Annotated in this window: 24 protein-coding genes and 1 pseudogene; 17 read left to right on the top strand and 8 right to left on the bottom strand. The window is 36.5% G+C overall.

All coding sequences use genetic code 11. The annotated features are described in order from the left end of the window. The first annotated feature begins 94 nt into the window (after positions 1–94). On the top strand, positions 95–1,123 hold the full coding sequence (locus GTK57_RS05255; RefSeq protein ID WP_163120773.1) for an IS701 family transposase: 1,029 nt from the start codon (positions 95–97) through the stop codon (positions 1,121–1,123). Positions 1,124–1,125: 2 nt separating this feature from the next. Further along, positions 1,126–1,257, top strand: coding sequence for a hypothetical protein (locus GTK57_RS14785; RefSeq protein ID WP_267313482.1), 132 nt, complete (start codon positions 1,126–1,128; stop codon positions 1,255–1,257). 47 nt (positions 1,258–1,304) lie between these two features. Here GTK57_RS14785 and GTK57_RS05250 read toward each other — a convergent pair whose 3' ends face one another. Next, positions 1,305–1,814, bottom strand: coding sequence for a GNAT family N-acetyltransferase (locus GTK57_RS05250; protein WP_152873844.1), 510 nt, complete (start codon positions 1,812–1,814; stop codon positions 1,305–1,307). A 96-nt stretch (positions 1,815–1,910) separates the two neighbouring features. Further along, positions 1,911–2,654, bottom strand: a complete 744-nt coding sequence (locus tag GTK57_RS05245) for an outer membrane protein OmpK (RefSeq protein WP_163121740.1) — start codon at positions 2,652–2,654, stop codon at positions 1,911–1,913. 587 nt (positions 2,655–3,241) lie between these two features. Here GTK57_RS05245 and GTK57_RS05240 point away from each other — a divergent pair. The 5 genes from GTK57_RS05240 (at position 3,242) to GTK57_RS05220 (ending at position 7,627) form a co-directional block, all read left to right on the top strand. Further along, complete coding sequence (locus GTK57_RS05240) at positions 3,242–3,622, top strand: HPF/RaiA family ribosome-associated protein (protein ID WP_152873842.1); 381 nt, start codon at positions 3,242–3,244, stop codon at positions 3,620–3,622. A gap of 148 nt (positions 3,623–3,770) precedes the next feature. Beyond that, positions 3,771–4,313: an ankyrin repeat domain-containing protein gene (locus tag GTK57_RS05235; RefSeq protein ID WP_152873841.1), complete on the top strand. Its 543-nt coding sequence runs from the start codon at positions 3,771–3,773 to the stop codon at positions 4,311–4,313. An 18-nt stretch (positions 4,314–4,331) separates the two neighbouring features. Further along, a complete protein-coding gene (locus GTK57_RS05230) occupies positions 4,332–5,099 on the top strand; it encodes a transporter (RefSeq protein WP_163121738.1) in 768 nt (255 codons plus the stop codon). 66 nt (positions 5,100–5,165) lie between these two features. Beyond that, positions 5,166–6,947, top strand: coding sequence for a protein-disulfide reductase DsbD (gene dsbD, locus GTK57_RS05225; RefSeq protein WP_228720331.1), 1,782 nt, complete (start codon positions 5,166–5,168; stop codon positions 6,945–6,947). 2 nt (positions 6,948–6,949) lie between these two features. Continuing rightward, positions 6,950–7,627, top strand: a complete 678-nt coding sequence (locus GTK57_RS05220; RefSeq protein WP_163121734.1) for a glutathione S-transferase family protein — start codon at positions 6,950–6,952, stop codon at positions 7,625–7,627. A gap of 51 nt (positions 7,628–7,678) precedes the next feature. Here GTK57_RS05220 and GTK57_RS05215 read toward each other — a convergent pair whose 3' ends face one another. Next, entirely contained in the window at positions 7,679–8,590 is a 912-nt protein-coding gene (locus tag GTK57_RS05215; protein ID WP_163121733.1) for an alpha/beta hydrolase, read from the bottom strand. A gap of 157 nt (positions 8,591–8,747) precedes the next feature. On the opposite strand from GTK57_RS05215, the gene GTK57_RS05210 reads away from it, so the two are divergent. Next, on the top strand, positions 8,748–9,185 hold the full coding sequence (locus GTK57_RS05210) for a DUF2147 domain-containing protein (RefSeq protein ID WP_152873836.1): 438 nt from the start codon (positions 8,748–8,750) through the stop codon (positions 9,183–9,185). A 65-nt stretch (positions 9,186–9,250) separates the two neighbouring features. Here the strand turns inward: GTK57_RS05210 and GTK57_RS05205 are convergent, their stop codons facing one another. Both GTK57_RS05205 and GTK57_RS05200 read right to left on the bottom strand, forming a co-directional pair. After that, positions 9,251–9,598 (bottom strand): Spx/MgsR family RNA polymerase-binding regulatory protein, encoded by a 348-nt coding sequence (locus tag GTK57_RS05205; RefSeq protein ID WP_152873835.1) that lies wholly within the window; start codon positions 9,596–9,598, stop codon positions 9,251–9,253. 446 nt (positions 9,599–10,044) lie between these two features. After that, on the bottom strand, positions 10,045–10,863 hold the full coding sequence (locus GTK57_RS05200) for an exodeoxyribonuclease III (protein WP_152873834.1): 819 nt from the start codon (positions 10,861–10,863) through the stop codon (positions 10,045–10,047). A gap of 41 nt (positions 10,864–10,904) precedes the next feature. Here GTK57_RS05200 and pyrE point away from each other — a divergent pair, with 41 nt between their 5' ends. Together pyrE and GTK57_RS05190 are read left to right on the top strand one after the other, a co-directional pair. Continuing rightward, a complete protein-coding gene (gene pyrE, locus GTK57_RS05195) occupies positions 10,905–11,555 on the top strand; it encodes an orotate phosphoribosyltransferase (RefSeq protein ID WP_163121731.1) in 651 nt (216 codons plus the stop codon). Positions 11,556–11,708: 153 nt separating this feature from the next. Beyond that, complete coding sequence (locus GTK57_RS05190) at positions 11,709–12,881, top strand: RelA/SpoT domain-containing protein (RefSeq protein ID WP_163121729.1); 1,173 nt, start codon at positions 11,709–11,711, stop codon at positions 12,879–12,881. An 11-nt stretch (positions 12,882–12,892) separates the two neighbouring features. On the opposite strand, the pseudogene GTK57_RS05185 reads toward GTK57_RS05190, so the two are convergent. From GTK57_RS05185 to GTK57_RS05175, 3 genes and pseudogenes are all read right to left on the bottom strand, one after another. Further along, positions 12,893–13,015: pseudogene (locus tag GTK57_RS05185) on the bottom strand (DUF3565 domain-containing protein); the annotation flags it as partial. A 47-nt stretch (positions 13,016–13,062) separates the two neighbouring features. After that, positions 13,063–13,305, bottom strand: coding sequence for a hypothetical protein (locus GTK57_RS05180; protein ID WP_163121725.1), 243 nt, complete (start codon positions 13,303–13,305; stop codon positions 13,063–13,065). A gap of 50 nt (positions 13,306–13,355) precedes the next feature. Continuing rightward, positions 13,356–13,550 carry a DUF3565 domain-containing protein gene (locus GTK57_RS05175; RefSeq protein WP_163121723.1) on the bottom strand — a complete coding sequence of 65 codons (195 nt, stop codon included), beginning with the start codon at positions 13,548–13,550 and terminating at the stop codon, positions 13,356–13,358. A gap of 108 nt (positions 13,551–13,658) precedes the next feature. Here GTK57_RS05175 and gshB point away from each other — a divergent pair, with 108 nt between their 5' ends. From gshB to ftsA, 7 genes are all read left to right on the top strand, one after another. Beyond that, complete coding sequence (gene gshB / locus GTK57_RS05170; protein ID WP_163121721.1) at positions 13,659–14,606, top strand: glutathione synthase; 948 nt, start codon at positions 13,659–13,661, stop codon at positions 14,604–14,606. A gap of 20 nt (positions 14,607–14,626) precedes the next feature. Beyond that, positions 14,627–15,739, top strand: a complete 1,113-nt coding sequence (locus GTK57_RS05165; protein WP_199287341.1) for a phytanoyl-CoA dioxygenase family protein — start codon at positions 14,627–14,629, stop codon at positions 15,737–15,739. A gap of 291 nt (positions 15,740–16,030) precedes the next feature. Then, positions 16,031–17,128, top strand: coding sequence for an undecaprenyldiphospho-muramoylpentapeptide beta-N-acetylglucosaminyltransferase (murG, locus tag GTK57_RS05160; protein WP_163121719.1), 1,098 nt, complete (start codon positions 16,031–16,033; stop codon positions 17,126–17,128). A 12-nt stretch (positions 17,129–17,140) separates the two neighbouring features. Next, positions 17,141–18,589, top strand: coding sequence for a UDP-N-acetylmuramate--L-alanine ligase (gene murC / locus GTK57_RS05155; protein WP_152875224.1), 1,449 nt, complete (start codon positions 17,141–17,143; stop codon positions 18,587–18,589). Between the two features lie 56 nt (positions 18,590–18,645). Beyond that, positions 18,646–19,575 (top strand): D-alanine--D-alanine ligase, encoded by a 930-nt coding sequence (locus tag GTK57_RS05150; RefSeq protein ID WP_163121717.1) that lies wholly within the window; start codon positions 18,646–18,648, stop codon positions 19,573–19,575. Between the two features lie 3 nt (positions 19,576–19,578). Then, positions 19,579–20,436, top strand: a complete 858-nt coding sequence (locus GTK57_RS05145; RefSeq protein WP_163121715.1) for a cell division protein FtsQ/DivIB — start codon at positions 19,579–19,581, stop codon at positions 20,434–20,436. 68 nt (positions 20,437–20,504) lie between these two features. Beyond that, positions 20,505–21,767, top strand: coding sequence for a cell division protein FtsA (ftsA, locus tag GTK57_RS05140; protein ID WP_163121713.1), 1,263 nt, complete (start codon positions 20,505–20,507; stop codon positions 21,765–21,767). Positions 21,768–21,901: the final 134 nt, after the last annotated feature.

Below are 21,901 nucleotides of genomic sequence, written 5' to 3'. Positions count from 1 at the left end.
TCTAGTATTGTTTTCACTATGCCCTATGCTAAATTTCCTAGGACTTACGCATTGACGGATTCAAAAAAGTATTAAAATACTTTATAAAGTATCTGTGATCAGACGAATTAAAAATGCTTCTACAGCAACTTGTACTCTACCCATTTATATGGGCTTTCTCATGACAGAACCGAACTCTATTAGCTGCACACAACTTGCCGAGACTTATAACATCTCGCATGATAGTGTAAATCGCTTTCTAGAACGTGAAGACTACACACCTCACGACCTATATCAAGAAGCAATTCAACATATTGATAATAATAAACTTATAGTCAGTATTGATGATACTGTTTTAGATAAACCATATAGTCAACATATGGACTTGGTTAGCTATTTTTGGTCAGGCAAACACCATCGATCCGTCAAGGGTATTAATCTCATTACCTTGTATGCGACAGATCAAAATGGTCAAAATATTCCAATTAATTTCCGAATTTATGACAAATCTGAAGGTAAAACCAAGAATGATTACTTTATGGATATGTTAAGTGAAGTACTCAGTTGGGGTGCAAAGATTCAATTTATTACAGGTGATAGTTGGTATTCATCGACTGGAAATCTAAAAACCATAAGAAAACATGGTATTCGATTTATGTTTGGTATCGACTGTAACCGTAAGGTTTCCCCAGAAAAAGGACAATGGTTTCAACTGCGTTTATTGCCAAATTTCCATCAGGGTCAAGTGGTCTGGCTCAAAGATTTTGGCTTTGTACAATTATTTAAGACTCAGTTAAAAGAACAGCAGAGGTTTTATATTGTGCATCAAGATGAAGATGATTTATTGTCCTTTGAGGGTTTTCATGAATTACATTCAAGTCATTGGAAAATAGAACAATATCACCGAGTGATTAAACAGGTTTGTCATATTGAAAAGTTTCAAGTAAGACGATCTAAACTGATTTCGAATCATATTTTTTCAGCCTTGATGGCCTATGTTGAGATACAAAAGAACCAGTTTGAGCGGATCTTTGAAAATGTATATCGTTGGCAGAAGAAGTTATTTAGACCAATGATCAAAAACTTCATTGATGACTTTATTCTCGATAAAAATCATCTGCTACCACAGAGAATCTATAAATAATAGTGCGTAAGTCCTATAATAGTATTTTGGCTCAAAAATGGGTGCAAATTTATACATTTGAAAATGGCTTAATTACACGTATGGAAGAGTTTGCAAGCTCTGCTGCCGATGAAGAATACATTGTAATTTCTTAATTTTTCTCAATAAAAAAGCGCATTAATTTGCGATTTTTTATTGAGTTTTATTCACTTTTTAGCATCAGTTGCATTAAGACCAAATCTCGCCATTTACCAAATTTTTGTCCTACTTGAGGCATATAGCCGGTTTGCACAAAACCCAATTTTTTATGGAGTTCAATTGACCCAATATTTTCATGATCAATGCCTGCAATCATCACATGCATATTATTGAGTTTTGCATGTTCAATAAGATGATGCATAAGGCGTTTGCCTAAACCTTGTTTTGCATATTTAGGTGAAATATAAACTGAATGTTCAACGCTGTATTTATAGCCCGAAAAATTTCTAAAAGATGCATAATCTGCGTAGCCTGCAACTTTATTTTGAATTGAATCTTCAACAACAAAGACAGGAAAATTTTGTTGTTCTAACTGTTTAAGCCATTTTTGGAAATGTTCAATGTCGTATGGTTGTTCATTCCAAGTTGCCAAGCCATTTAAAATTTCAGCATTATAAATATTGAGAATTTCAGGTAAATCTTGCTCTGTCGCAAGGCGAATAATAAAAGACATAAACATCATGAAATATGGAAACTATAAATTGAATCATGCATGTTTAGGCATAAAAAAAGCAAGGCTTAAGCCTTGCTTTTTTGGACTTCAAATCAATTAGAAGTGGTACTTAATTAAAGCACTTACGTCATGTTGATCTAAACCTTTAATACCGTATTTGTTGTTCCACACAGAGTGTTCAACACCTAGGTATAAACGTGTATCTGGAGAAATATGTTTACCTACATTCCATTTCCACTGAGTCGTCCAGTTCAATTCACTTGCATGGTCTTTTTCAGCAGTTGACCAGTCAAGGAAACCATCTACAAGAAAGTCTTCAGCACCTACTTTAAACGGAACGCCATAAGTAAATGTCATTTGATAATCATCTGCATTCAAATCATTATCAGCTCTGTAGAAGTTCAATTGAGCATATTGGAAGTAAGGAATTGCTAAGTCAAAACCAATACCATAAAGATAGTTGTTAAAGTCAGTACCTGGAGCATTTGAGCTGTTGCCTTCCCAAGTTGTTGCAATTAACACATCTTTAATTGGACCAAGTTCAAGTTTTTTACCTGTTACAGCACCAAGGCTTAAACGAGGTGAAATCTCGAAATAAGTACTATTTTCAAAGTCATTGTGTGCACGGTCTGCAAAAGCAAAGAAGTCACCATAAGTTAACTTTGCTGCATATTCTGCAGTAATCGTTGTTTGTTGGTTGTTATCTTTACCATTTACAGGGTGTGCATAGTTTTCGCCATACAAACCAGTAAGGCTAAAGTCTTGCCACACAGGAGCTGCTTGAGTGAAAGCCGCAGTTGTTGCAAGAACAGTTGCAGCAGCAATTTGATTAAAGTTCATGAAAGTTCATCTTCCCCAAGAAAACGTGTAAAGAATACAGGTTATTAAGCAAAAATAAAGCCAAAAAAGATGATTGGTCTGCGCTTTAAAAGAGTAATTTATCTTTTGTTATAAAAGTAAAAGCCTAAAAGATTTGATTCCTAAAGAAATATATCGATATAAATATCTAATTGAGTATTAAAGAACATTTAATTTATTTTCTATTATTTTTTATCAAAAGGTTTAAAAATAACCATTATTTTAAAAAGCCAAATTGCTTACTAAATCTTCATCAAATTATGACTCATCCATTTTAGGTGTGAGCATTAATTTAGATGACATTTTTTAGTTAAAACTTCAGATTGTCATAAAACATTATACTTTTGCTATTTTTGCAAATATCACTTGCAATATTTCGAGTTAGGCCCGATATTCGAAGTATAAGGACACGGTTCTGCAGACCTCATTAGTGTTCATCATTCAACGTGGAGGATCTATTCCAAAATAGTTTGAAGGTGTTCTAGTACTGCTTATAGCAGTAGGTTAATAACGTGCCAAGATAATAATTTTGTGCAAAAAGATACAAATAAAGAAGAGGATGGAATTGTATGAATATTGAACTACGTACAGACAAAAACATTCAAAATAGTGACAGACTCATTACCTATGTGCGTGAAGAGCTACATCAAGAATTCCAACGTCACAGCGAAAAAATAACACATTTTTCAGTTCATTTAAGCGATGAAAATGGTCCTAAAGGCGGTGAAGCCGACATTAAATGTATGATCGAAGCACGTCCTGCAGGTTTAAAACCAGTGGTTGTGAACCATAAAGGTCATAATGTTGATACTGCAATTCATGGTGCAATTGATCGTTTAAAAAGAAGTCTTGAACATACATTTGAAAAAAATGAAAAACCTCGTAGTGCTCAACCTGCTTTTGTTGATGCCGATGAAGGTGTTGTCGATGAAGATTTAGATGACGAATAATTGTTATTCATTTCGTCTCAAAAAGCCCTTCGGGGCTTTTTTTATCGTCTTTTTGAGGAATTAAAAATGTTGTTTGCACATTTAATTTAAACAAATGTGTAAATATTCTGCATAATACAGATAAATTAAATTGATGAGAGCTTTCTCTATGTTAACAGCGCAGCAACAACTCTTGGTGCAAGCATTAGAAGAATCAAACCTTGCGCAAGTGAAAAGCCTTTTAGCAGATGGTCTCGATCCAAATTTCATTGATGGCGAAAAAGGTCCTGCAATTTCTGTATGGTCTGATGGCTTATTCAAATGGTGGGAAGAAATTTGTGAAGCGCATGAGGCAGGTCAGCCTTTAAGCACAGAACAAAAACAAGCAAATTTAGCAGTACATTTAGAAATTCTAGAAGCTTTAATTCAAGCGAAAGTAAACGTTCACTTGTGGGATTCAGAAGAAGTTTATGGTCCACTTTGGGATGCTGCGAGTTCTGCATGCGTACCTGCTGTAAAACGTTTATTAGAAGAGAAAGTTAATCCAAATACAAAAGATGAAGAAGATTTAACAATTCTTTCTTCAATTAGTGATTTATTCTTCGATTGTGATTTCGATGAAATTAATTGGTCAGAAGCATTGGAAGAAGAAAAGCAGACTTTGGAACTTCTACGTGCTCATGGCGCAAAAATGACAAAAGAATTGGTTTAATTACTTGAGATAAAAACGATGTCAGCATTAAAAACTTTAGGGTTCACTTTATTGGCAGGTTTAAGTGCAAATGCAGTTGCGGCTGAATTTTCATTTGACCACACGGGTTCTGGGGTAGGAACAGGTATTACACCTGTAGGCAAACTTGCTTGGGAGCAATCTTTACCTAGCTATAGTTATACTGAATCCAAATCGGAAGATGGTAAGCAAAAAAAATCGACATATAGTGCCGATGTATTATTACGTACAGGTTTAGCTGAAGGTCTAGAATTACAATTAGGTTGGGATGGTCCACAGTGGACACAATCTAAAATTGGCAAAACTAAAGAATCTACACATGGTTTAGGCGATGTGAGCATTGGTTTGAAAAAAGCCATTGAGCTAGATGATGACAAAATGTCGATGGCAGTTTTGGCACAAGCTGTGATTGCAACAGGGAATAAAGATTTTAGTAATGATAAAGATATTTATAGCTTAGGCTCAGTTGTTGCTTACGATTATAACGATCAGCTGACAACATCTATTTCTATGATCTATGAGTTACAAGATAGTCATTGGGCTGTTACTGCTGTTCCAACAGTTGAATATCTCATTGCGGGTAACTGGTCAGGTTTTTCTGAGTTGGTTTATCGTAAGCAAGAAGGTCAAGACGTTGAATATAACTTAGGTTCGGGTGTAATTTATGCCATTAGTGAACGTGCCCAAGTTGATGCAACAGTTGGTTTAGACCTAAATGGAAAAGATAAAGGTTATCAAGCAGGATTTGGGGTTTCTTACCTATTCTAATTTGAAGAATCTATGACAAAGCATCTTCTAGAAAATAAGTTGAGTTTGAATATCATTTTGAAGTGGATGTTGAGCGGATTTTTATTACTTCTCTCAACCCTTTTATATGCTCAAACTTCCTTACGTTCAGCAGAAGATGCTTTTGCATTTTCAGTTGAATCTATAAATTCAAAACAAGTCCAATTAAATTGGGAAATTCCTGAAAATTACTATCTGTATCAACATAAATTTGAAGTTAAAAATAATTCAAAAATACTTCCTTTAAATTTACCTAAAGCTGAAAATTTACATGATGAGAACTACGGTAAAACCCAAGTTTATTATCAAAATGTTCAGTTCAATATTCCTGTAGAAGCCTCAAAAAAATATCAAGTGACTTGGCAGGGGTGTGCCAAAGATCGAATTTGTTATCCACCACAACATATTGAGTTTGAAACGGATGTTGATGGATTGGTTGCACTAAAAAATCAAGCATCAGCGTCAAAAAGCTTTTTAGATTTAGCAAAAACTGCTCAAAATACTGAAAATGAAAATAAGACAAATTTAAATACAATCCAACAAGATGTTTCATCAAATAGCGAATCTGCCAAAGACCAAATGTGGTCGGAAAAACTTGCAGATAGTTCATTTATTTATGGATTATTACTGTTCTTTGGTTTGGGTGTTTTACTTGCTTTTACGCCATGCTCATTACCGATGATTCCAATTTTAACCTCACTTATTGTTCGTAATAATAAAGGGTTAAAAGCATGGATGATTGCTTTGGTATTCGTTTCTAGTATGGCGACTGTTTATGCCATTTTAGGGCTAATTGCATCATCGGCAGGATTGAACTTTCAAAGATGGTTGCAACAACCATCTACATTAATCGCTTTTAGCTTATTGTTTGTAGTCTTCGCTTTAAATTTATTTGGCGCATTTGAGCTTAAATTACCTCAAGCTGTAGTGAATAAACTTGATCATGCACAAGCCATGCAACAGGGTGGTAGCCTTGTTGGTGCAGCAGTTATGGGAATGATTTCAGCCTTGTTGGTTGGTCCTTGTATGACTGCACCATTGGCAGGTGCGTTACTCTTTATTTCACAAACCCAAAGTCAGTGGCATGGAGCAGTGCTACTATTTACTTTAGGTTTTGGTATGGGAACGCCACTTCTTATTGCCAGTATTTTAGGTTCTAAAATTTTGCCTAAAGTGGGCACATGGATGAATCAAATAAAAGTGATATTTGCTTTTATTATGTTGGCTTTGGCACTGTATTTTGTTAGACCATTACTGTCTGAAACTTGGCTACAATGTTTAAGTCTTGTTTTAGGGATAAGCTTTATTGCTTATGTTCTTTTCCGCTTTATGTGGAATAAAACTAAATGGAAATGGGTCTATATTGTCATCCTAATTTTGACTGCGCCATATATGGTTTATAGCCAATATCAACAAAGCCAAAGATTCTTTATTTCAAATACTAACTCATCTTCAGAAGTGCTTTGGCACATTGCTCATACAGCAGCTGAATTTAATCAAATATTGTCACAAGCACCGAAAAATCAAGCCATTATTATTGATGTATATGCAGATTGGTGTGTGGCATGTCAGCCAATTGAACAGCGTATTTTAAAATCTAACCACGTAAAAAATGCGTTAAAAGATTTCTATTTAATTAAGCTCGATTTAAGTGGGTACGATGTAGGTCATCAAGCGTTGTTAAATGAACGAGATATTTTAGGACCACCAACCTATTTGTTCTTAAATGATCAGCAACAAGAAATTCGAGGTTTGCGTTTAACAGGTGCATTTTCAGAACAAGAATTGCTCACTCAAATTGAAAAATTTAAACAACATTTAGAGGATTAACCATGATGCAACTTTATATCGCCAACAAAAATTATTCGAGTTGGTCGATGCGTCCATGGTTGGTGCTCAAGGCGTTTAATATTCCGTTTGAAGAAGTGATGATTCCTTTTGCCAAAGAGCGAAATACAGGCACATTTAAGCAAGATGTTTTGGCAGTTAATCCAAATGGGAAAGTTCCTGCACTTGTAAGTAATGATCTCTTAGTTTGGGATTCTTTAGCAATTTGCGAATATTTGGCAGAACAATATCCTGAAAAATCTTTATGGCCCATCGACGTGAAATTACGTGCTAGAGCGCGTTGTATTTCAGCGGAAATGCACAGTGATTTTCCAAATATTCGTAACCTTTGTGGCATGAATATTCGAGCAAATTTAGCCGAAAAAGGTGCTGAACTTTGGCAAGAGCATGAAGCTTTGCGTGCGGATGTTGCACGTATTGAGCAAATTTGGTCAGAACGTCCACATGTCGATGGTTTTTTATGTGGTGATTTTTCTATTGCAGATGCCTTTTATGCACCTGTGGTGACACGTTTAAAAACCTATGCGTTGCCTGTAAGTGAAAAGACGCAAATTTATATGAATACCATGCTTCAACACCCAGCTTTAAAAGAATGGATTAATGGTGCTTTATTAGAAGATGCGTGGGTAAATTATTTAGAGCCCTATCAGACAGAGAAATAGAATTGAAAAAAAGAAGATATATATCTTCTTTTTTTGTCGTTTATTCACCGTTTAATCTTTATCTTGTTCATGTGCAAATTCAGCTAAATCTGCCAAGGCTTTTTTGCCTTCTTCAAACCAAGAATGAAACATTTGAAAGTTGTGCCACATGCCTGTGTAAATTTTAAATGTAACATCTACACCTGCTTCTTCGGCTTTTTCTTTAAAACGATTAGCATCATCTAATAAAAGCTCTTTTGAACCAACTTGAACCAAGGTGGGTGGTAAATCGTGTAGGTCATCAAAAATAGGGGAAACTCGAGGATCACCGACATCTACATCATTAGGTAAGTAATGTTTAATGCCTGTTTGAATGGTTTCGACAGAAAGCAAAGCATCATGTTTTTGATTAAAGCGAATTGATTCACTAGTAAGTGTTAAATCTAAGAATGGTGAAAGTAGCATTAGACCGCTTGCTTGAGGCAGTTTTTCATTTCGAATTTTTAAGGCAAGAGCTAAAGCTAAATTTGCACCGCAAGAATCTCCCGACAGAATAATATCTTTGGCTTGAATACCTTGTGTAAGTAATTCTTGATAGACATCAAATAATGCATTTAAAGCAGTAGGAAAGCGATGTTCAGGAGAAAGAGGATAATCGACATGAATCACTTGCATTTGCGTGTGAGCCACAACATGTGTGAGAAATGCACGATGTGTGTTGAGTGAACCTAAAAAGAATGCGCCACCATGTATGTGAAAAATCAGTTGCGTGGCTTCATCTTGCGGTTTTATTTCTTCAGCTTTTAATCCTGCTAAAGATATTTTACGAATGTTTACGCTTGAATCTTTAGGGAAAAGTTTGCACATTTGTTCAAGTGAAAAACGAGTCGAACCAATAGGAATGTTAAATTTGCTTGGAGCTTTAATTGCAGTCCTAAGAAACTGCTCTGTTAATAATTGTTTCCACATTGGCAGTCTGTCCATATATACTCTATATTGATTGTTATTTAGACACTTTTTATTAAGTTCAACAATATAAATTACAAAGTTACACCAAATGGTCACATTCATAAATTGCTTTATTTTAGCGATTTTTTGATACTAGGCTTGTAATATTAAAGATACATCAGGGATATGAAAAATGAAAAAAATTGCAATGGTATTTGGTATGTTGAGTCTTGCTGGATTAGCTCATGCAGCAGACCCACTAAATGGTACAGTTTGGAAAACAATTGATGATAAAACTCAACAGCCAAAAGCGGTTGTTAAGTTCACAGAGCAAACAAACGGTACTTTGACCGCATCAATTCAAAGCGTTTTGACGCCAGGTGAAGAAAACTCTTGTACAAAATGTGAAGGTACATACAAGAATAAATCACTTAAAGGTGTGACAATTGTACGTAACCTTAAAAATGTAGGTGGTACAAGCTACGACAACGGCACAATTCTTGATCCGAAAAACGGCAAATCTTATAGCCTAAAAGGTAAGTTAGCTGATGGCGGTAAGAAACTTGAGCTTCGTGGCTATATTGGTGTTGCAGTATTAGGTCGTAACCAAACTTGGATTCGCGCTAACTAAGTTTGATGAATTTAAAGTTATAAAAAAGCCTGACATTTGTCAGGCTTTTTTATGTTTGGAGATATTTATTTTAATGTACGAATGGCATCTTCATCAAAACCCACAATAAAGCCATGACCTAAGTCGATGATTGGACGTTTGATCATACTGGTGTGTGTGGTAAGTGTTTCAATGATATTTGCTTCACTAGCAAGCGCATGCTGCTGTTCTTCTTCGCTGAGTTTTTTCCAAGTTGTGCCTTTTTTATTGAGCACAATATCTTGCCCAATTTTGTCTAGCCAAATTTTTACAGTTTCAGCATCAATTGCTTGTTTTTTATAATCGTGGAATTCATATGACAAACCAAGTTCGGTTAATAAATCGAATGCTTTTTTCATCGAATTACAATTTTTAATACCATAAACCTTGAGCATGATGACGCCTTAATGAATCTAAATTTTATATAGATTAGCTTAAAATAAAACAAAGCTCTATGCGAATTCAAAAAATGGATATTTCACATGATTGATACGAAATCTTCATATTTTTGTCATAAAAATAATTGAGAATATGAGGTGTAGATAAGACGAATAAAAACTGAATAATAAAAAATGATGACCTAGAAAAGAGAAAACCCACATTTAATCATCCTGATCATGTGGGTCTCGCTACAACGTCCAATGTCTTACATCCTTGAGAACAAAATTAATTGTTCCTGCTTCATCCTACGGCTTCTAATCCTTTTGTTGTCATCCTGACAGTGTCCCTTTGCCGTGGAGCCATAATGCGCTGAATCGATGTGGAGATAAATACGCAAATACGACATGTCGTGTAGGATAATAAACTACATTCAGTGAGCAAATGTAAACTGAAAATTCTTTCAGATTTTATAGTCAATGATTACAGGGGCGTGGTCGCTGAACCATTCTTCTTTATACACCCATGCATTCACAGTACGTTCTTTCCAATCTGGTGAGCATGCTTGGTAATCGATACGCCAACCTACGTTTTTCGCACGTGCTTGCCCACGATTAGACCACCAAGAATACACTTCGGCTTCTTTACGCACTTCACGGAAAGTATCGACATAGCCTAAATCATCGTAAATGTGATCGAGCCAAGCGCGTTCATGTGGTAAACAGCCTGAAGCTTTTTGGTTGCCCGACCAGTTTTTAATATCAATACGTTTATGTACGATATTGTAGTCACCACAAACAATGATTGATTTATTTTCATCGCGCCATTGTTTTAGAATTTTTTTGTATTCATCTAAAAAGTGGTCTTTACGTGCTTGAGCTTCATCGCCAGATGAGCCAGATGGAAGATATAATGAGCAAATATGCGCAGTTTGATCTAATCCAAGATCAAATTCGGCTGAAATAAAACGACCTTGTGAATCGGCAAGTTCAAAGCCTAAGCCATCGGTAACCGATACAAAGGGTAAGCGACTGTAAATTGCTGTACCTGCATAGCCCGATTTTTCCGCAGGGAAAAGATGAGTATGCCATCCTTCAGGTTTGAATTTGTCTGTCCATTGTTCGTGAGTAATACGTGATTCTTGCATGCAAATGACGTCAGCATCGGATGTTGCCATCCAATCGAAAATGCCTTTTTTTTCAGCTGCACGTAAACCGTTTACGTTTATTGACACTACTCGTAAAATTTTTTGATCACTTGGATAGCTACTCTTTGGTATCATGCGCAGTCATAACCTTTTCTTTATGAATTTTGGAGCACCTCATGACATCGCCAGCTCAGTTTAACCCTCAAGCTTTTATCGAACTTGCATTATCACGTGGTGTGCTTAAATTTGGTGAGTTTACTTTAAAATCGGGTCGTGTGAGTCCTTATTTTTTCAATGCAGGCTTATTGAACGACGGTGAAGCTTTAACCGTATTGGCTTCTGGCTACGCAGATAAATTAACACAATGTGAAAATGTTGATGTAGTTTTTGGCCCTGCGTATAAAGGTATTCCTTTTGTTGCTGCAACGGCTGTGGCTTTATCGCAAAATCATGGTGTGAGTGTGCCTTGGGGCTTTAACCGTAAAGAAGCGAAAGATCACGGTGAAGGTGGTGTTTTGGTAGGTGCTTCTGTTGAAGGTCAAAAAGTTTGGATTATTGATGATGTGATTACTGCGGGTACGGCTATTCGTGAAGTGGTTACAATTTTGAAAAATGCAGGCGCTCAAATTGCGGGTGTTTTGGTTGCGCTTGATCGTCAAGAAAAAGGTCAGGGCGAACTTTCTGCCATTCAAGAAGTTCAAAAAGAGTTAGAAATTCCTGTTCATGCATTAATTACCATGAAAGATTTGATGGATTATTTGGATGCGAAAGGCGAGAAAGAAGCTTTAGCGAAAATGGAAGCATACCGCGTTAAATATGGTATCTAAGATTTTTTAGAGATGTAAAAAAGGAAGCTGAGGCTTCCTTTTTCTTTATTTGATAAATAGACGATTAAGAATTTAATTTGTTGACTAAATATTAATCAGACTTATAGTGATTAGGAGTATTATTAATAGAATAAATTTGGGATTTTTAATAAAATGTCAAAAAATCAATTATGTACAATCATGACGTTTTCTAAAAAAGATGTAATAAGAGCTGGTGTTTCTTTAGCAAGTGATGAGTTAGTACATGATGATGATTCTTTTCAAAAAACAATGGATATATTGACATATTGGAGAGATAGTCATATTCAATCATTAAATAATGCTCATAAATTGTTAAATACATTCATACATAAAGTTGATAAAAATGTGTTTGTAGCGAAGAGACTAAAAAGATTCGACTCAATTAAAAAGAAACTACAACGTTTTGAACAGATGCAATTGAAAAATATGCAGGATATCGGTGGTATAAGAGTTGTTGCAACAACTTTAGAGCATGTTGATTCTATTTTTAAAATATTAGCCCAAGAGAGTTGTTTTTATAATAATGGGCAATTCATAAAATTCGATAATTATATTGATCAGCCTAAGGATGATGGTTATAGATGTTTACATATAGTTGGTAGGTTTAATAATAATGATGGAGATGAAAGAAAAATTGAGTTTCAATTAAGAACTAAGCTCCAACATAGTTGGGCAACGAGCCTAGAAATTGTTGATATTTTTACTGGGCAAAATTTGAAAGGCAATTCAGGTTTTTTAAATTATCAAACTTTTTTTAAAAGTGTTAGTGAACAATTTCAAGTAATGGAGAATTTACAAGGATTTAAGGATGATGATAAAGAAGCATTTCTGAAGCAATATTTGAATAGTGTTGTTAGTTCTCCTGCAGTTATTAAGCAATGTTATATAATTACGGAATTTCTCAATCGTAAAATAGGTACTAATAGCATTGAGAATCAATTAAAATATTACTGTGAAACAGCAAAAAAAATTAATATAGATTTATCTTCAGGGGCATATTCTGATGGGTATGTATTAATTCAATTAGATACATCTACTCAAAAAATTTCATATGAGTTTTTCCCGAAAGCTAGACATTCTGAAGCTTCTTTAAAATACAGTTATTATGAAAAACTATTTTCAAAAGAAGAAAAGTTAATCGTAACGCTTTTATCTACAGATGCTGTGGGAGGGTTAAAGCAAGCGTATCCAAATTATTTTGCTGACTCTGAATTCTTTCTAGCTCATATTCAATATATTAAAATGGCAGTATTAATTATTGATATTCAAAAAAAGTTAGAGCGTGTACAGTCTCCGATTAATTAAAATTATAGAAATTAATTTTTAATTAATTCATCATCACACTTTTTACATTCTAACATCACACCTAATTTTTCATTGCGACCATCTTTAGTTAATACCCAAGCACGATTCTGCCAAGGCGGAGTATTGCGCACATACTATCGATTTAGCATAAAATATTTTATCCAAAATTTAACTTAATCTACTAATACAACTTATAAAACCGATACTCAGGAAAAATTAACCCGACTATAAAAAGAATGGTAAATCCTATCCAAGTAAATAAAGCCATTGCACGTAATTGTTCTGTACTCCAATCTTCAGAGTTTCCATCAAAGAAAAAGATACTTTTCCATCCCTTAATGATATCTGCACCACCCCATGAAAGAATCCATTTACAAATTAAGCTAATGAAAATATACAAACAAATCCAAACAGGCGTAGACATAAATTTTAATTCTTAATTTTTATAAGTAAATAAAATATAACACTATTATTTTAATTATTTAACTCATCACAAAGCTTACATTCTAACATCACACCTAATTTTTCATTGCGACCATCTTCCGTTAATACCCAAGGACGATTTTGCCAAGGCGGGGTATGACGTACATGTTGATTATGCCCGCAAGCCAAATTTGCTACCCAATGATTTTCATCATCCAAATGAAAACCAATAATTGCTTGTAACATCAAAACATCCTCAACATAAAAGAATAAAAAGGATTACGGAAATTCAGAAAAAGAAATTAAGAATCTCCGTTATACTCCTAAGCAGATCATTTTTAAAAGAGCAGAAATATGCGCGTACTTGTTGTGATGGATCCCATCGAAAATGTAAATCTAAAAAAAGACTCATCAATGGCTATGCTTTGGGCTGCGGCACGACGTGGTCATGAACTAGGTTATGCATTACAACAAGATTTATATATTGATCAAGGCAAAGCATTTGGTCTGATTTCGCCTTTAAAGGTTTTTGAAGATTATGACCATTATTTTGAGTTGGGTGAAAAACAAAAAGAATCAATCGCAGCGTACGACGTGGTACTTATGCGTAAAGATCCTCCTTTCGATATGAACTTTGTCTATACCACGTATATTTTGGAACAAGCAGAGCGTGAAGGCGCATGGATTATTAACAAGCCGCAAAGCCTACGTGATTGTAACGAAAAACTATTCGCAACACAGTTCCCTGAACTTCAAGTGCCGACATTAGTAACATCACAGCAAAGCCTTATTCGTGAATTTATTGCAGAACATAAAGACGTGATTGTAAAACCACTCGATGGTATGGGCGGAACAGGTATTTTCCGTTTAACGATTGATGGTGCAAATACAGGTTCTACGCTAGAAATGCTGACGGAAATGGGACAGCAACCCATTATGGCACAGCGTTATATTCCTGAAATTGTCGATGGTGATAAACGCATTTTAATGATTAATGGTGAACCTGTACCTTATTGTCTTGCACGTATTCCGCAAAATGGCGAAACGCGCGGTAATTTGGCAGCAGGTGGTCGTGGTGAAGCTCGTCCTTTAACTGAAAATGACAAAGCGATTGCAGCAAAAGTTGGTCCATTTTTACGTGAAAAAGGATTGGTTTTTGTTGGTTTGGATGTCATTGGTAATTATGTGACAGAAATTAACGTGACAAGCCCAACGTGTATTCGTGAAATTGACAATCAATTTGGAACATCAATTGCCGATGATTTGTTTGATGTTTTAGAAGCAGACCTGAAAAACAACTAAGTTAAAAATGTGAGAACGTTGTGTTATCTGCATTAAAGAAAGTTTGGACATATCCAAATAAGAAAATAGTCCTACAAGAATTAAAAACAATAGCGAAAGCAAATCCGAAAAAGTTTGTGGTAGATGCCACAACACTTTTCGGATTTGCGAAAAGCTTTGAATCGCATTTAATTATTGGCAATCAACGGTTTAATGAGTTAGGTTTGCATCGTTATCGGGTAGAACTTGCATCTAAACTTGCGTACAACAGACGACAAAAACTCGCAAAAATGCTTACCCAAGATGAAGTGGAGCAATTTCAAAAAAATGGCTTTATTTTAAAAGAAAACTTTTTGCCTGAAGATGATTTTGAAAAGCTATCAAAAGAACTTTTAGAAACGCCATTAGAAACCAGAGAAACATTGCAAGGTGATACGGTTACACGTCGAATGGCGCTAGATGGTGAAACCTTAAAACAATTACCTGCAACTGAAAAATTACTGAATGATGCTAAATGGCAAGGGCTTTTGAACTATGTAGCAAGTTCTAAAGTTCAGCCCATGTATTATGTGCAAGTGATTTTATCGCATGTTCGTAAATCTCGTCCCGATCCACAAACAAATTTACATAGTGATACTTTTCACTCAAGTGTAAAAGCATGGTTGTTCTTAACCGATGTGGCAGAAGATGAAGGTCCTTTTGTTTATGTTCCGGGTTCACATATTGTGAATGAACAGCGTCTAGATTGGGAGCATCAACAATCTGTTGCAATGAATGAAAAATCGAATGCGCTGAGTCGTCGAGGTTCGTTAAGAATTCAGCAGAGTGAGTTAGAAAGTTTGGGGTATGGTCAGCCACAAGCATTTGCTGTGAAAAAAAACACATTGGTTGTTGCAGATACTTACGGTTTTCATGCTCGAGGACCAAGCGTGAGACCATCTACACGTATTGAACTTTGGGCTTATGGTCGACGTAGTCCATTTTTACCGTGGATTGGTTTTAACATTTTTGCATTTCCCATAGTTAAACAACATTTAATTCCTTGGTATTGGACGGGGCTCGATTATATTGAACAAAAATACCACCGAAAAAATCCGTGGCGAAAAGTTGGAAAGTTGAAAGCAACAGATCCTGCTGTAATGACAAGTAAATAGCTTAAATTTCACCAGAAAGTAAAAAAGAGTCATTTCGGCTCTTTTTTATTATTTTGAAAAATAAGGGGGAGAGAGCCAATAATTACAAAATTCCTCATAGATTCTCTAAAAATACGAGAATTTGCGTAGATTAATAATAAATCTAGTTTAAACTTTAATAACTGTAGAAAAAAACGATAAAATGCTGAGTGAAAAAAAGTAAATTAACTTTCACGTACTATACGTTTGTGATTACAATTGTTAGCTTATAACGAAATTTCATTAGCCCTTATTAAGTTGAAGAATTAGACCGTGACCGACGCTCAGAAAAAACAGCCTAAACATGTCATGATGATGGCAGCAGGTACGGGTGGACATGTTTTCCCTGCACTTGCCGTTGCGAAAGAACTTCAGCAACAAGGCATTGATGTCTCTTGGTTGGCAACACCGTCAGGCATGGAAAATCGTCTATTAAAAAATCATAATATTCCAATTTATCAAATTGATATTCAAGGTGTGCGTGGTAATGGCTTAGTTCGTAAGTTAACTGCACCTTTTAAAATTCTAAAAGCAACTTTAAGTGCAATGCGCTATATGAAACAGCTCAATGTTGATGCTGTTGCGGGTTTTGGTGGTTATGTTGCAGGTCCTGGTGGTTTAGCTGCGCGTGCTTTAGGTATTCCTGTCATTATTCATGAGCAAAATGCGGTTGCAGGTTTTACCAATACACAATTATCACGCGTTGCGAAAACGGTATGTCAGGCATTTCCAAATACATTTCCTGTAAGTGAAAAAATAAAAACAACAGGCAATCCTGTTCGTAAAGAAATTACTGAAATTTTAAACCCGACTTGGCGTTATCAAGAGCGTGAAAAAGCAGGCGAACCATTACGTATTTTAATCGTGGGTGGTTCTTTAGGTGCGCAGGCTTTAAATGAACGTGTCCCTGAAGCCTTAAAACAGTTAGATGTTCCGCTTAATGTTTACCATCAATGTGGTCAAAACCATGCGGAAACAACGCTTGCACGTTATGAAGGTAAGTCGGAACATTTGAATGTAGATGTTCAGCCATTTATTGAAAATATGGCAGAAGCCTATTCAACAGCAGATTTAATTATTTGCCGTGCAGGTGCGTTAACTGTAACTGAAATTGCAACCGCAGGTGTTGCTGCTATTTTTGTTCCTTTACCTTCTGCTGTGGATGATCATCAGACTGCAAATGCAAAATTTTTAGCAAATAGTGGTGCAGCAAAAATTTGCCCACAAGCAAGCTTAACGTCAGAAAGTTTAAAAGAAATTTTAGCACCGTTGATGAACCGTCAATTGTTGTCTGAAATGGCAGCAAAAGCGCGTCAACAAGCTCAACCAGATGCAACCCAACACGTGGTTCGTTTAATTCAAGAATTGTAATCCGAGAAAAATATGTCTCCATCAACACCAGCTGATCAAGCTAAAAAGTTAATTAAAGTGCCTGAAATGCGCCGTATTAAACACATTCATTTTGTGGGTATTGGTGGTGCAGGGATGTGTGGCATTGCGGAAGTATTAAAGAACCAAGGCTATAAAGTTTCGGGTTCAGATATCAAAGCATCGAAAACGACAGCACAACTTGAAGAAAACGGCATTAAAGTTTATATCGGTCATGCGGCTGAAAATATTCAAAATGCGAATGTTATTGTTGTTTCAACTGCAATTGATCAGGAAAACCCTGAAATTAAAGCGGCAATTGAATCTCGTATTCCTTTAGTTCGTCGTGCCGAAATGCTCGGTGAGCTTATGCGCTACCGTCATGGTATTGCTGTTGCAGGTACACATGGTAAAACCACAACAACAAGTTTAGTAACATGTATGTTGGCAGAAGAAAACTTAGATCCAACCTATGTGATTGGCGGTTTGTTGAATCGTACAGGTGTAAATGCTGCGCTAGGTGCAAGTCGTTACATCGTGGCGGAAGCAGATGAATCAGATGCATCATTCTTGCATTTACAGCCAATGGCAACCATCGTAACAAACATTGATGCTGACCATATGGATACTTATGGCGGTAGTTTCGATGTACTCAAAGATACATTTGTTCAATTCTTACAAAAGCTTCCATTCTACGGTTTAGCTGTTGTGTGTGGTGATGATGCGAATATTCGTGAAATCATGCCACGTATTGGTCGTCCGTTATTAACCTATGGTTTCAACGAAGATAATGACATTCGTGCAGTAGATGTTGAACAAATTGGTATGCAATCGCACTTTACGGTGCTTCGTAAAGATCGTGAGCCTTTACGTGTCACCATTAATATGCCGGGTGCACATAACATCCTAAATTCATTGGCTGCAATTGGTATTGCAACAGATGAAGGTGTATCTGATGGTGCCATTTGTCGTGCATTGGAAGGATTTAGCGGTGTTGGTCGTCGTTTCCAAGTTCAAGGTGAATTTGAGCTAGACGGTGGTAACGTGAAATTGGTAGATGATTACGGTCATCATCCAAAAGAAGTTGAAGCGACCATTAAAGCTGCGCGTGCAAGTCATCCAGATCGTCGTTTAGTGATGATGTTCCAGCCGCACCGTTTTAGTCGTACACGTGACTGTTTTGATGACTTTGTAGATGTACTTTCACAAGTCGATCAACTTTTATTGTTAGAAGTTTATTCAGCAGGTGAAAAACCAATTGTGGGCGCAGATAGTCGTTCACTTGCGCGCAGTATTCGTTTGCGCGGTGAGGTTGAGCCAACGCTCATCGATCCTGTAGAAGGTAATATTCAAAATGTGATGAAAAATGTACTCAAAGCAGGCGACTTGTTATTAACGCAAGGTGCGGGTAATGTTGGTGCAATTTCAATCGAACTTGTACAAAATAACTTATATTTAAAATAATCTCGGATTGAGATTTAAATTCAATTAAGTGATTTATAAAGTTTAAGGATATAAACGTGTCAAATGCTTTGAAGTTCGGCAAAGTTGCCGTTTTATTAGGTGGGAAATCTGCCGAACGTGAAGTTTCTTTAGACAGTGGTAATGCTGTTTTAGAAGCTTTACTTCGCTCAGGTGTGAATGCAGAAGGCTTCGATCCACAAGAACGAAGTGTGACTGAATTAGTAAATTACGATCGTGCATTTATTGTGTTGCATGGTCGTGGTGGCGAAGATGGTCAAATCCAAGGTGCGCTTGAATGGCTTGGTTTACCTTATACGGGTACAGGTGTTCAAGGTTCAGCAATTGGTATGGACAAAGTAAAAACCAAGCAAGTTTGGCAAGGTTCAGAACTTCCAACAGCACCATATCGTATTGTGACTAAAGATTCGGACTTACAAGAAATTGTAGATTCAATTGGCTTGCCATTCATTATTAAGCCTGTGCATGAAGGTTCAAGTATTGGCATGAGCAAAGTCGAAAAAATGGAAGACTTTGCAGAAGCAATTGCAAAAGCAACGCAGCACGATGCTGTGGTGATGGCTGAAAAATGGATTACAGGTCGTGAATTTACCATTGTCATTTTAAATGGTCAGGCACTTCCGGTGATTCGTTTAGAACCACCAAAAGACGTTGCATTCTATGACTACGAAGCAAAATACAACCGTAATGATGTTCAATACGGTATTCCTTGTGGCTTAACAGAGTCTGAAGAAAAGCAACTACAAGCATTATGCTTACGTGCTTTCCAAGCCGTTGGTGCAAGTGGTTGGGGGCGTATCGATGCCATGCAAGATGAACATGGTAACTTCTGGCTATTAGAAGTGAATACTGTTCCGGGTATGACAAGTCATTCATTGGTGCCAAAAGCTGCAAATGCAATTGGTTACAGCTTCGATGAGTTATGCGTTGTTATTCTTGAACAAACACTGACGGAAGCGACACACTAAATTATGGCTCAATTACCAGCCTCGTTGCGCCGTAAAAAAGCGGCAATTACATCGATACATGAAAAGCCAATGACGCGAAAGGAAAAGCTTTCGAACTTTGGTGGTTGGTTGATGTTATGTGTTGCTATTGCTGTTTTGTTGGTTGGAATATTTGGGCTATATAAGGTGATGACCGATGGGCAAGTTGCACAACTTAATGTTGCGGGCGCTTCGTCGGAGTCAGAACAGAAACAAATTTATACACACGTATCACCTGCTGTGAAAAACAATTATTTCACATCAGATTTAAGAGAAATTCGAGATAAAACACTCGAGTTGTCTTGGGTAGATCGAGTTGTAGTATCTCGATTATGGCCCAATTCAATTCGAGTTCGTGTTATGCCGAAACAAGCGATTGCGCGTTGGGGAACAGGTCGACTACTCAGTGATAGTGGTGATGTATTTACAGAAGTTGTTGTAAAAAATCATCAAAATTTACCACTTTTACATGGGCCAACACATCAGTCTAAAATGATGATGCGTCGATATAATGAAATTAATCAATTATTTCTGCCTGCGAATATGCGATTAAAAGAATTATATTTAACAGATCGTATGACATGGTTTATGCAGTTTGATTCAGGTTTACGTGTTATTGTTGATCAAGATCAAATGATGAGCAAGTTGCAAAGACTGAGTTATCTTGCAAAGAATGATTTAAAACCAGCATGGGGGCGAATTTCTGCAATCGATTTAAGATATAGAAATGGGCTGGCGATTCAATGGAAAAACTCAGTTGCACCTCAAATTGCAAATGGGCATTTTGTTGTAACGATTAGTGACACAACAAACATTGCGGGCGAAGTAGCAGTGAAGCCATAATAATAGGCTTTTAAATATAGGCTTTTTGCCAAAAATTAAACATATACAAGTAATGGTAGTAATAAATAATGAATGAAGCTGTTCCCTCGGTTGTTGCGATAGACATTGGGACACACAAAGTTTCAGTTTTGATTGGTAAGGTGCATGCGCCGGATAACATCCAAGTCATTGGGATGGCGACCGCTCGTAACCGAGGCATGAATAAAGGGAAAATTGTAAGTCTTGATAAGGTTGTTACGGCTATTAAAAATGCCGTACAAGAAGCTGAAGATATGGCTGAATGTCGTATTCATTCGGCTTGGATTTCTATTCCAAGCGCAGAGCTAAAAAGCTACTATGCTTCTGGTCGTACGCCAATTGATAATCATGATCACACAATTACAACCAGTGAAGTGGTACGTGCTTTAGATTTAGCAAAAGCAAGCCATCTCAAATCAGATCATTACTTGGTGAGTGCTGTTCCTTTAGGTTTCGATTTAGATGATTCTGGCGAGTGGGTACAAAATCCTATTCGTATGTCGGCACATAGTATGACTGCGCATTATCAACTGATGATGATGCCAATTAGCATTATGCAAAACCTAGATCGTGCTTTGAAAGGTGCTAACATTTTCGTAGAAAAAATGGTTATTTCAAACCTTGCAACGGCAGAAGCAACCCTACTAAAAGATGAAAAAGAATATGGTGTATGCTTAGTTGATATTGGTGCTGGCACAACAAATTTGGCTGTTTATTTAGATGGTCGTTTGGCGTTGGCACATACATTACAACGTGGTGGTGAAAACGTAACACGCGATATTGCAGCGGTTTTGCAAACATCAACAGAAGAAGCCGAACGTATTAAGCTTCTATACGGTTGTGTAGATTTAAGTGTGGTGAAGCCAGACCATATGATTCAAATACAAGGCATTGATGGACCACAAACCATTAGTCGTATTGAATTGGCTGAAATCATCATTGCACGGTATGAAGAGATATTTGCGCAAATTCGCCATGAATTAGAAAAAAGTGGCGCAATACACGGGCTTTATCATGGTGTGGTGTTAGCTGGTGATGCCTGCCAAATTGAAGGTATGGTGAGCTTTGCTCGTAGAACATTGGGTGTTTCTGCTCATTTAGGTAATCCACCTGTTGAAGTTGCAGCAGATGATCAGCATCAAGCCTCTTTAAGACGTTCACAATACATCACGGCAGCAGGTCTGCTTATGTATAGTCAAACTTATGCGCAAGATACAATTGTTGAACCTGAAGATACAGATGAGCTTTCTGTATGGGGACGTGTTGGACGTGCTTGGTCGGGCTTAAATGAGAAGTTAAAATCAATTTTTTAGTTGTATTTTTAGGGAATATTGTTAGGAAGTTGTATATAAAATAGCTGATACTTGACAAGTTATGCATTGAACAGCATCCTGAAAACAATTTTTATTAAGATCAAGGCAGTATACGGGCTTAAGTGACTGCCAAT

The organism is Acinetobacter portensis, assembly GCF_010646905.1.
Lineage (GTDB): Bacteria > Pseudomonadota > Gammaproteobacteria > Pseudomonadales > Moraxellaceae > Acinetobacter > Acinetobacter portensis.
Note: the sequence above shows the minus strand (reverse complement) of the source record. Positions and strands in the feature narration are given on the sequence as shown.